Source organism: Candidatus Desulfatibia sp. (assembly GCF_036446775.1).
In the GTDB taxonomy this organism is placed as follows: domain Bacteria; phylum Desulfobacterota; class Desulfobacteria; order Desulfobacterales; family UBA11574; genus Desulfatibia_A.
The window spans coordinates 1-9,974 of sequence record NZ_JAZFTO010000118.1 but is presented as its reverse complement, the minus strand read 5'-3'; the positions used below and the strand labels follow the sequence as shown (position 1 = coordinate 9,974).

Sequence of the window (9,974 nt, the reverse complement as noted above, 5' to 3'; positions counted from 1 at the left end):
CGGTATATCACCGATGCGGACGGCGCGTTTACACCGCGTTCGATCCGTCCCAGAGGCACCTGGTTCATTCCGATTTTGGCGGCCAGCGCGGCCATGGTCCAACCTCGTTCTCTTCTCAGGCTCCGGATATTCTCCCCGATGAATCCCAGGTCGACTTGCATGCCACTATTGTTATCTAATAGTTCTATTTTTGTCAATATATTTATATTTTAGGAAATCAAATGGAACTATATGGGTTTATTATATTCTTAATTTTACACCTAAGACGTAATGAATTGAAACTCTCTGCAGCAAGCTGCAGGGAATCTTCGACTGTAAGGAATTCTGCCTGCCCCGCCTGCCCAATTAAATGCCCCATCCTATTTAATCGGGGTAGGTCCCCGTGGAATTGCCGGGACAGGCCGGCAGATCGTACTGGGGTCCAATATAAAAATTACAATTAAGCCAACCCACAAATTCTTATGACGATCCCTACCGGGAATGGTCAAGTTAAAATCATTATTGTTAATTTTCAATTAATTGTGTATGTACAGACATCGTAAGTTATAGCGTATCATGGTGTAATATTTTGGACAAAAAGCTCCGTCTCAAAGTTAGAGGTTAGGTTAAAGGGTTCACGGTTCAGAGGTTCAATGGTTAAAGAAAAAAGCGCGAAGCGCTTAACCCGACTCGGCTACACCGTTCGACCCTGAGCTCACAGCCGAAGGGCTCGTCGCCGGCTGAACCGGGAACCCGGAACCTTATAACCCAGACCGGCCAGGTGTCCAATTGATGTGCAATCCCATGGTATCAAAAGGTCTACGGCTATTTATATACGTTGAATAACGAGGTCTGATGTATATCAATGTATTTATTCGGTTATTTCTTGTTGTAATTTACACTTATTTCCGACCGGGCACGCTGATCGAAAGCCACCATCAAAACTGACCCAGAAGGAGAAATAAAATGCGGGTAGAAAAATTAGACAAACGCTTTGGCGTCACAGCAGTTGAAAAAGGATTTATCACGTCCGAACAGTTATTTGAGGCCATGAAGATACAGATCGATGAAGATCTCGAACCTATTGGACACCGCCTGCTTGGTGAAATTTTGCTGGATCAAGGGCATATAACGACCGAGCAAATTGATGAAGTGCTTGAATCAATGGAAGAAGAAATTAGTATTGGATCATCTCCAAAAGAGTTGGAGTGATCCTAAGGGTTCAGGGATCCGAGGATTCAGCCGCCTACGCTGATGCTACGTCGGGCCAAGAGGGTTCGAGTGAAATACTTTTTAATGAGAAAGAGCGGTGCCGCAGCCTAGAGGGCTGAGGTTTACCCGCTTAGAGAGGATAAACCTTTCGCCATCTGATCTTGTCCCGCTTTCAGAGGAGCGGGAGTTTCATAAAATCGTAAAACGATTTTATTTGGATTTCTTGACTTTCTTTTCGCCCTTTTTTTCCTCTTTTGTTGCCTGATCGGGACTCTCTTCGATCCCAATGCACCCACAACCACAATCACAATCATCTTTTTTGTCAGTCACTTATATCACCTCCTTTCTGTTTTTAATTTAAATGCAAAAAAATTAGGGTTTAAACATCGCGTCACACTCAAAACTCACATTCATAACCCGCAATCTGATTTAGTAATTAAGTTTATGCTTAATAACTATATCACAAAAAAACCCTTTGTCAACTATTTTTTAGGATCACTCCAACTAAAATTTAAAATGCTCAGCTTGGGTCTTAATTATTTACTAAACATTCTACTACGCGACTCATCCTGCCTGCCAAATCACCACTTGCAGATTTTACAACGGTGGGCACAAGACTTCTGGCACTCAGCTCAACTTCCGGATGATAAAAAAAACTCTCAAGGTATCTAACTTCTATTGACAGCATTTGCCTTGTAACTTTTTGAATTCGTTTAATAATTTGGGATTCATTAAAATTGGGGGGGATCCTGTTAACAACCAGGTAAGGCCTAAAAGTCGATATGGCCTCTTTTAATACCGATAAACTCCGAGGAAATTGTCTTTTTACTTTTTTCACCAGGTCGTCAACCTTAACAACTTTCGATCCATTTGTTGACATTGTTGCTTCAACGATAAGCTTTTCAAGGTCGTTGTCTTTCTGCGCCTTATACTTTGATTCAGGGCCAAAAAGTCTGTTTAATTTTCTGTATAAAGCCATTTTGATAAAATTGTAGGCCTCTAAATAAGATGCCGGATCACAGGTCGTCATAACAATGCCGTGATCTGCTAAAAGGAAAAAGTCTATGATATTATAAGAAGTGTCTCCACCCAGATCGATGATGATAAAATCAGCATCAAGGTTTTTGACAGCCTTCATCAATTTCAGTTTTCGCATAAAGCTGATATTTGCAGCACCCAGTTGAGAGCTATTACCGCCGATCAATAAGGGGCCGTATTTAGTACTTATCATGGTCTGTTGTAAGGTTGAAACACTTTTATCCAGAAAGTCATTGATATTACTTTTAATAAATGTTTCACCCAGGTAAAGATGCAGATTGGCACCACCCAGGTCAAGATCGACAACAACCGTCCTAAATCCCTTGCTTGAAAGAAGCACCCCAAGATTAGCCGCTAACAGACTTTTCCCGATACCTCCTTTGGCACCACCTATGGCAACAATTTTTCCTTTACTATTATCTCTTTCAGAAATGGTCTGTGGCTTTTTAGGCAAATATGAACTCAAAATTTCATAAGACTCACGTATTTTAATGAAACGTTCACTTCTTCTATTAATCATTTCCGGCTGTTCGTTGGAGTGAAAATCAGGGTGATATTTTTTTACCTTTTTCCGGTAGGTTTTTTTCAACAAATCAAAACCCAGGCTTTTGAGAAATTCATCGGATCTGGCAAGTTGGGCAGAAAATATATAGGAGCAAGCAATTCGGACTTTTTGCAGTTCCCCAGTTTTTAATGCATCTATTGGAATCATTGCGGACCCTATCTGATGAATTCGTAAAAAGTGATTTTTTTACGAAACATCTTACCTGACAGTGTATTTTTACAATATAATGCTCAAGTTTATTTATGGATGGGCACTAGATAATCAGTAGCACAAATTATGCCAAAATGGTGTTAGATATTTTTTTGAGTTTATTCATGTGGTTGGAGGTTTTTCTTTGACAATTTTAATGTGAAGTATGGGCAAATATTTCCCAAATTTGATAAATATGACAAGTTTTTGACCTGTGATGGCCCAGTTTAATAATAAAATCGTGTTACGATTTTATGAAACTCCCGCCCCGCTGAAAGCGGGATCTTCGCTTCGCTACGACAAGCAGCGGGGAATTCAAGTTTAAATTTTAACATTTATAACTATGGCATCATTTCGACCGGATTTACGAACTTTTTTTAACCGCTTCAAAGCACTTTTATAGTTAACAAATTGCTGCTCATCCTCCCAGCCGTTTTTATCTATTATTTTAAACAATGAGTTACCTCTCCGGGGCTGCCTATCGAGCTGCTCCAGCTCTCTTTGATAATTATCCAGGATTCTCATGGCATTCTTAGTACTGGTGGCGTATTCAATTTCATACCCACTGCGCACAACATCTAAAATTTGGAATTGCGGGCTCTCAATCTGTTGTTGCGTTACCAGCGGAACCGCTTTGCCTATTCCCACTTCCATTAAGACCTTTTGACCCCTTTCAAGCAAATCTCTGTTTTCTATTAAAAGCGAGCCGGCCAGCCTAAAATCGAGTAAACAGGTAAAATTACGATTCAACTCTAACACCGCCACCTCAATTTTCATTACGGTTAATTCAAGCTCTTTTCTACTCATGTCCAGGAATTTGATATGAATGCGGTTCTTTTGGGGATTTATTGAAACTATACCCATAATATTAGTTTTTAATTTTGTTAAAATTTTATTTACCTGCACATTCAACGCACAGGTCAGTTTCCGGCAGAACCAATAATCTTGGAATGGGAATCGGTTCTTCACACTCGCTGCAAAATCCGAAATACGGGTCGTCTATCGTTTGCAAAGCACGTTCCAGTTTGGACAGGGTGTATTGGGCCTCGCGTAACGCTGCTTCATTTATGCTCTTGCTGCTTATGGCTTCCATACGGGTAAGTCGCCCTATGGAATCATCGGGCGGGATTGGCTTGGTAAGCTGTTTATAAGACATTATATCATTTTTTAAAACTTCGATCTTTTCCCTGATAAGATTTTCAAGTTTTTCTTTTTCTTCTTTTATCATTTTGCTTATGTTCAATTTGGATATCAGTTTGTATCATCATATTCCTTTGATGCAAACCTTTTTTAAAATACTTATTGATCACATCACCACCCCCTTTGAAAGTTATCATCAGGCATCACCGGCGCAAAGACCGCGCTGCGGTTTCTTTGTCCGAATGGGGTTCTGATTTATGGGCGTCGCCAGAGTGCTTTACACCTTCAGGAATGTAATACCGATCTCCTTTAGGATTTAAGGATAAGATAGGCGACATAAACGACATAGCAGGATAGCAGAATAAAGCCGTCTCTGCGCCGGACCGTAAACGTCTTTCTAGCCATCAACCACGGCAGAGCACTGATAGTCATCATCACCAGATAATCGACCAGCAGACCGCTGTCAATAAAACCGCCCGGGATAGAGATCGGCCGCACCAGGGAGGCGGCCCCTAAGACACTCAGCATATTGAAAACGTTGCTTCCCACCAGGTTGCCGATGCTGATGTCCATCTCCTTACGCATAGCGGCCACCACAGAGGTAGCCAGCTCCGGAACCGAAGTTCCAAAGGCAACCACGGTCAGCCCGATGAACTTTTCGCTGACGCCGAAATCTTTCATGACGGCAACAGCGGCCTCAATCAGGATTTCGGCACCGCCGATCACACCGATGATTCCGATCACAATCCACAAAATCTGCCTGGACCTGCTGGCGACATATTCGCTCTGTGCCGCGGTAGAATCATAGGTGATGCTTTCAATACCGGCGCCTTGCCTCGATTCCCTCCTGGCGATAATATAATTGAAACATGTATAGACGATAATACCGCCAAATAATGTGGCGCCATCAAGTGTTCCAAGGGTTGAATCCAGCGAGATCAACAAAAGATATACGGATATACCCAGCATAATAGGCATATCACGCCGAAAAACCGACGGCTGGCTTTTGATAGGATGCAGTAAAGCGGCCACCCCTAATACAAGGGCGATATTGCAAATGTTGCTGCCGACAACATTTCCCACCGCGATCATGCTTTTACCTTTGATAGAAGAAACGATACTGATGAACAGCTCCGGCGCCGAAGTCCCGAAAGCAACCACGGTCAAGCCGATAAGCAACGGTGACAGGCCCAGACCGCGGGCAAGGCTCGAAGACCCTTTTACCAGCAAGTCCGCGCCGTAATAGAGCAAGAGCAGTCCGATAACAAACAAAACCAGATCAATCAGCATAAACAAGCGCTCCGATTGGCGAGAAATACGTGCTAAATATATACATTGACTACATAGCAGATGTAACCCAATTGACAAACAAAAATTACTATCGGAGTTTCTTTTCTGAGTCAACCTAAGGCGGGCGTTGTATAAAATCGCAAAGCGATTTTATAAGTTGCTTTTTAAACAACTCACGAAAAATAGTTGCATATAAATTCAAACCATTGTATCAAGCCGCCCAGTGATTTCAACCCCAACAAAACCCCATAAAAGGAGAAATATATTATGAATGAAGGCGTTGCTGAAAGCCGGGCAGCAATCGATCAGCTCTGTATCAACACGATTCGTACCCTTTCCATGGATGCCGTCCAAAAGGCCAACTCCGGTCATCCCGGAGCACCCATGGGGCTTGCCCCCGCCGGCTACATGCTTTGGACCCGCATCATGAAGCATAATCCCGCAAACCCCGGCTGGCTCGACCGGGATCGCTTTGTGCTTTCCGCCGGGCATGCTTCCATGCTGATTTACAGCCTGCTCTATCTTTGCGGATATGATCTAACCCTTGATGACATTAAAAATTTTCGGCAGTGGCAAAGCAAAACCCCCGGGCACCCTGAATTAGGCCACACCCCGGGTGTGGAAACAACTACGGGCCCCCTGGGACAGGGTTTTGCCAATGCCGTCGGCCTGGCCATGGCCGAAAGACACCTTGCGGCCCGTTTCAACCGTCCCGGGCACGCAATTGTCGACCATTATACCTATATTATTTGTGGTGACGGGGACATGATGGAAGGTGTTACCTCCGAAGCAGCCTCCCTGGCCGGGCACCTGGGTCTGAGACGCCTGATCTGCATATATGACGACAATAAAATTTCAATTGAAGGCCGTACGGATATAACCTTTACTGAAGACGTCGCTATGCGTTTTAAGGCCTATAACTGGCATGTACAAAATGTCGCCGACGGCAACGACACTGAAGCCATTTTCAAGGCCCTTGAAGCCGCCAAAGCCGAAACCGAGCAACCGTCTCTGGTTGTCATGCGTACTAATATTGCCTATGGCAGCCCCAACAAGCAGGACTCGGCTGATGCTCACGGAGCTCCCCTTGGTGAAGAAGAGATCCGCCTTACAAAAAAGAATCTGGATTGGCCGCATGATATTGAGTTTTTTGTACCGGAGGAGGTTATCAATAGTTTCAGAAAATGTGTTGAAACCGGAAAAGCCTCCGAAGAACGCTGGCTGGAAAAATACCAAGCCTATACCAAAGCCTACCCGGATCTGGCCAAGCAATGGGTTGATGCCATGAGCGGCTATTTGACCAAGGGCTGGGATGCCGAGATTCCCGATTTCTCTCCTGAAGACGGCCCCATAGCCACGCGGGCTGCGTCCGGCAAGGTTTTGAACGCGATTGCCAAAAACCTGCCCACTCTGATCGGAGGCTCTGCGGATCTGGCGCCTTCAAACAAAACCTATTTAGATTTTTCCCATGAATTCCAAAAAGATTCATACGACGGCCGCAATATTCGCTTCGGCGTCAGGGAGCACGCCATGGGTGCCATCATGTCCGGCATGCTTCTGCATCACGGCCTGCGACCTTACGGCGGAACATTCCTTGTGTTTTTCGACTACCTGAAACCGGCCATGCGCGCCGCCTGTCTGATGAAACTACCGGTCATTTATGTCTTTACCCATGACAGCATTGCCGTTGGCGAGGATGGCCCCACCCACCAGCCGGTTGAGCAGCTTGCCAATCTGCGCAGCATCCCGGGCATTACCGTTATACGCCCGGCAGATGCTACCGAAACAGCAGCAGCATGGCGCCGGGCCGTCAGAACCACCAGTGGCCCGGTGGCACTGGTTCTGAGCCGCCAGAAACTTCCGGTTTTAGGCCAAAACGAATCCGCAGACGATCTGTTAAATGGCGCCTATGTTCTGGCGGACTCCGACGGCAAACCCGATATTATCCTGATCGCCACGGGTTCGGAAGTGCACATTGCACTTGAAGCTCGTCAACAACTGGCCCAAAAGGGTGTCGGAGCCCGCGTGGTGAGTATGCCGAGTTGGGAATTGTTTGAAAAATCTTCTCAAGAATACAAGGACCGTGTACTTTTGCCTGATGTTGCCGCGCGCATTGCCATCGAAGCCGGCCTTCCCATGGGCTGGGAACGTTACGCCGGCAGCAGCGGCACTATCATAGGCATGACCGGCTTCGGTGCTTCCGCGCCTGGCAATGTCGTCATGGAAAAATCCGGTTTTACGCCGGAAAATATTGTGCAAAAAGCACTGGATCTGCTTAATAAATAGTCTGATCTTTTTTAACAGGGTGTGTCTGCGGTTAATGTAAAAAAGAGGAAGTTTATGGACTCTAATTTTATGTAGAAACCACGAATGGAAGCTCCCTACAGCGACTCGACTGTCTTCGACCCTGAGCTCAGACCGAAGGGAACTCGTCGAAGTCAAGCTGCGGGGTTAGCGCTCGCTGTTGCAGTACAACTATAGATGGCGTCAAAAGGCGCCCAAGTCGATGGCGTCCAGAACTTCTTGGGCATCTTCAAAATCCGGCTCAAGCTTAAGTGCATGCATAAAATAGGATTTTGCCGTTTCCGGATCTTTCATCTCTATGTAGAGCCTACCGATATTATAATGGATACGAGCCCTGTCCGGATGAATTACAATCGCTTTTTTATAGTTAAATAAAGCCTTTTTGAAATCGCCTTTCTTGCGATAAAGAACGCCGAAGCTATTGTAAATGTTTACCGTATTGGGGTTGATTTCCTTAATCTCATCCAGCACCATTTCGGCGTCTTCGACATTCTCCTTGCTCATATGGATGTCTGCCGCCCTGATCATAAATTTCTCCGCCTCTTCCGGCTGGCCGAGTTTTTGATAAGCACGCCCCATACCTTCAAATGCCTTGGCAAACAGGCGGTCTATAGCGGTAGCCTTCCTGAAAGCCTGGATCGCTTCGCTATAATTACCCTGGGCAGTTTTGACATAGCCGAGGTTGTAATAGTATTCGGCATTTTCCTCTGTCTTTATCAGGTTCTCCAGGATACCCATAGCCGTTCCGTAATTTTCGCTCTCTATCAGTTTCAAGGCATCTTGCAACGAGTTTTCAGCCTCTTTTTGCTGGGGGTCAAGGGCAACTAATTTAAGCGCCTCCATTTTCTTTTTAATGCTATCCGTACTAAAAGGTGTTACCACCAACCCCGTGACACCTTCTTGGCCGGCCAGTACAATCATGCCGTTGGTATAGGCCGAATGCATCAAAAAAACCGGCAGGTTAAAAAACCGGTCACTTGATCTGACAATTCTAAGCAGGGCCAATCCGGACATTTCTTTCATTTCCCAGGCTGAAACGACACATTCCAGTTCCTTAAGCTGAATCATCGTCCAGGCATCACTGGCGTTGTCGGATTGAATAATATTTGTAAAACCGAGACTTTTAAATATGTTAGCGAGCTCTTCAAGAGCAGCATGATTTTCATCAGTCAGCAGGACAATTGTTTTTTCCATACGTTACTCAATCAAAAAAATAAAAATTTATTAATGCTGATGAATTCGTAAAAAGTCGAATGCATTAATATTGAAATCCTTGCTACTATAACCGCCTGATAATTTTCGGTCATAATCTTATCTTCAAATAATATATTAATGTGTTAATATCAATCATTTTTATATTTAATTTGACCTGACAGATTTTTTTTACTATTCTTTATGAATAAAAATGTAAAGATATTTAGAATCTATCCTTGCTCAGCTTATAGATTATCTTAATAAAATCAGAAGGGTATATTAAAGCGTAAAATTATGACTGCCGACGAAGATGATATCAAAGAATACGATGAGCCTGATTTCGGAATCGAGTTGGATAAACTTAAAGTGCCCGACGCTGCCGCCATTCCTGTTTCAAAAAAACCGGTTAAAACACCAATTTATGAAGAGCCCGAGGAAACCATACCTGAAATAGAAGTAGAAGCTGAAGTAAAAGCAGAGTCACAAAAGGGGTTGAGATTTAAAGTCATCATAACGGCTGCTACTATTCTTGTGTTGGCCGCCTTGTTTTTCCTCTTGAATCATAAAGCCATCAAGCCTCTATTAACCTCGTGGCCGAGAGCAAACAGCACAAAATCATCACCTGAATATCACACAATCGATCCGATCATTACCAACTTAGGCGAAAACAGGCAAATCGAAATATCCTTGAAGCTGCGATATCGCACTGAATTAAAGGAACAAAATTCCGTAATCGAGTCCATGATCCGAGACAGCATTTTGATGCTTATTAATTCCCCGGATACCCAAAAAAAGGTCAATGAAAGTGATTTAGTAAAGTTAAAACCATATATCAATAATAGGTTAACTAATTTTTTAAAAAGCAATTATGGTGATGAAGTCATTTTAAAAGAACTCAAGGTATATTAAACCTAGGTTGAGTGGTTCAACGTTCAAGCCCGCCCTGGCCTCCGGCTCGTAGAGACATGAGCCTACGCCTCGGAGAGCGCGACGACCGTTATCAAGGAGATCAACCCTCTGCTATTAAAATATATGCCTTGGATCCAACTTCCAGAAATCAGGT

Annotated in this window: 9 protein-coding genes; 3 read left to right on the top strand and 6 right to left on the bottom strand. The window is 44.1% G+C overall.

Features of this window, described 5'->3' with window-relative positions; translation table 11 throughout:
• A partial coding sequence (locus V3S16_RS05740) for a helix-turn-helix domain-containing protein (protein WP_413883720.1) occupies positions 1 to 197 on the bottom strand: 197 nt, incomplete at its 3' end.
• 748 nt (positions 198 to 945) lie between these two features.
• On the opposite strand from V3S16_RS05740, the gene V3S16_RS05735 reads away from it, so the two are divergent.
• Positions 946 to 1,191 (top strand): hypothetical protein, encoded by a 246-nt coding sequence (locus V3S16_RS05735; protein WP_413883719.1) that lies wholly within the window; start codon positions 946 to 948, stop codon positions 1,189 to 1,191.
• 532 nt (positions 1,192 to 1,723) lie between these two features.
• Here V3S16_RS05735 and V3S16_RS05730 read toward each other — a convergent pair.
• The 4 genes from V3S16_RS05730 to V3S16_RS05715 form a co-directional block, all read right to left on the bottom strand.
• On the bottom strand, positions 1,724 to 2,941 hold the full coding sequence (locus V3S16_RS05730; protein WP_413883718.1) for a MinD/ParA family ATP-binding protein: 1,218 nt from the start codon (positions 2,939 to 2,941) through the stop codon (positions 1,724 to 1,726).
• A gap of 363 nt (positions 2,942 to 3,304) precedes the next feature.
• Complete coding sequence (locus tag V3S16_RS05725) at positions 3,305 to 3,847, bottom strand: hypothetical protein (RefSeq protein WP_413883717.1); 543 nt, start codon at positions 3,845 to 3,847, stop codon at positions 3,305 to 3,307.
• 28 nt (positions 3,848 to 3,875) lie between these two features.
• On the bottom strand, positions 3,876 to 4,211 hold the full coding sequence (locus V3S16_RS05720; RefSeq protein ID WP_413883716.1) for a TraR/DksA family transcriptional regulator: 336 nt from the start codon (positions 4,209 to 4,211) through the stop codon (positions 3,876 to 3,878).
• A 221-nt stretch (positions 4,212 to 4,432) separates the two neighbouring features.
• On the bottom strand, positions 4,433 to 5,413 hold the full coding sequence (locus V3S16_RS05715; protein ID WP_413883715.1) for a calcium/sodium antiporter: 981 nt from the start codon (positions 5,411 to 5,413) through the stop codon (positions 4,433 to 4,435).
• A gap of 267 nt (positions 5,414 to 5,680) precedes the next feature.
• On the opposite strand from V3S16_RS05715, the gene tkt reads away from it, so the two are divergent.
• Positions 5,681 to 7,699: a transketolase gene (gene tkt / locus V3S16_RS05710; RefSeq protein ID WP_413883714.1), complete on the top strand. Its 2,019-nt coding sequence runs from the start codon at positions 5,681 to 5,683 to the stop codon at positions 7,697 to 7,699.
• 201 nt (positions 7,700 to 7,900) lie between these two features.
• Here the strand turns inward: tkt and V3S16_RS05705 are convergent, their stop codons facing one another.
• A complete protein-coding gene (locus tag V3S16_RS05705) occupies positions 7,901 to 8,911 on the bottom strand; it encodes a tetratricopeptide repeat protein (protein WP_413883713.1) in 1,011 nt (336 codons plus the stop codon).
• Positions 8,912 to 9,205: 294 nt separating this feature from the next.
• On the opposite strand from V3S16_RS05705, the gene V3S16_RS05700 reads away from it, so the two are divergent.
• On the top strand, positions 9,206 to 9,820 hold the full coding sequence (locus tag V3S16_RS05700; protein ID WP_413883712.1) for a hypothetical protein: 615 nt from the start codon (positions 9,206 to 9,208) through the stop codon (positions 9,818 to 9,820).
• The last annotated feature ends 154 nt before the right edge of the window (positions 9,821 to 9,974 follow it).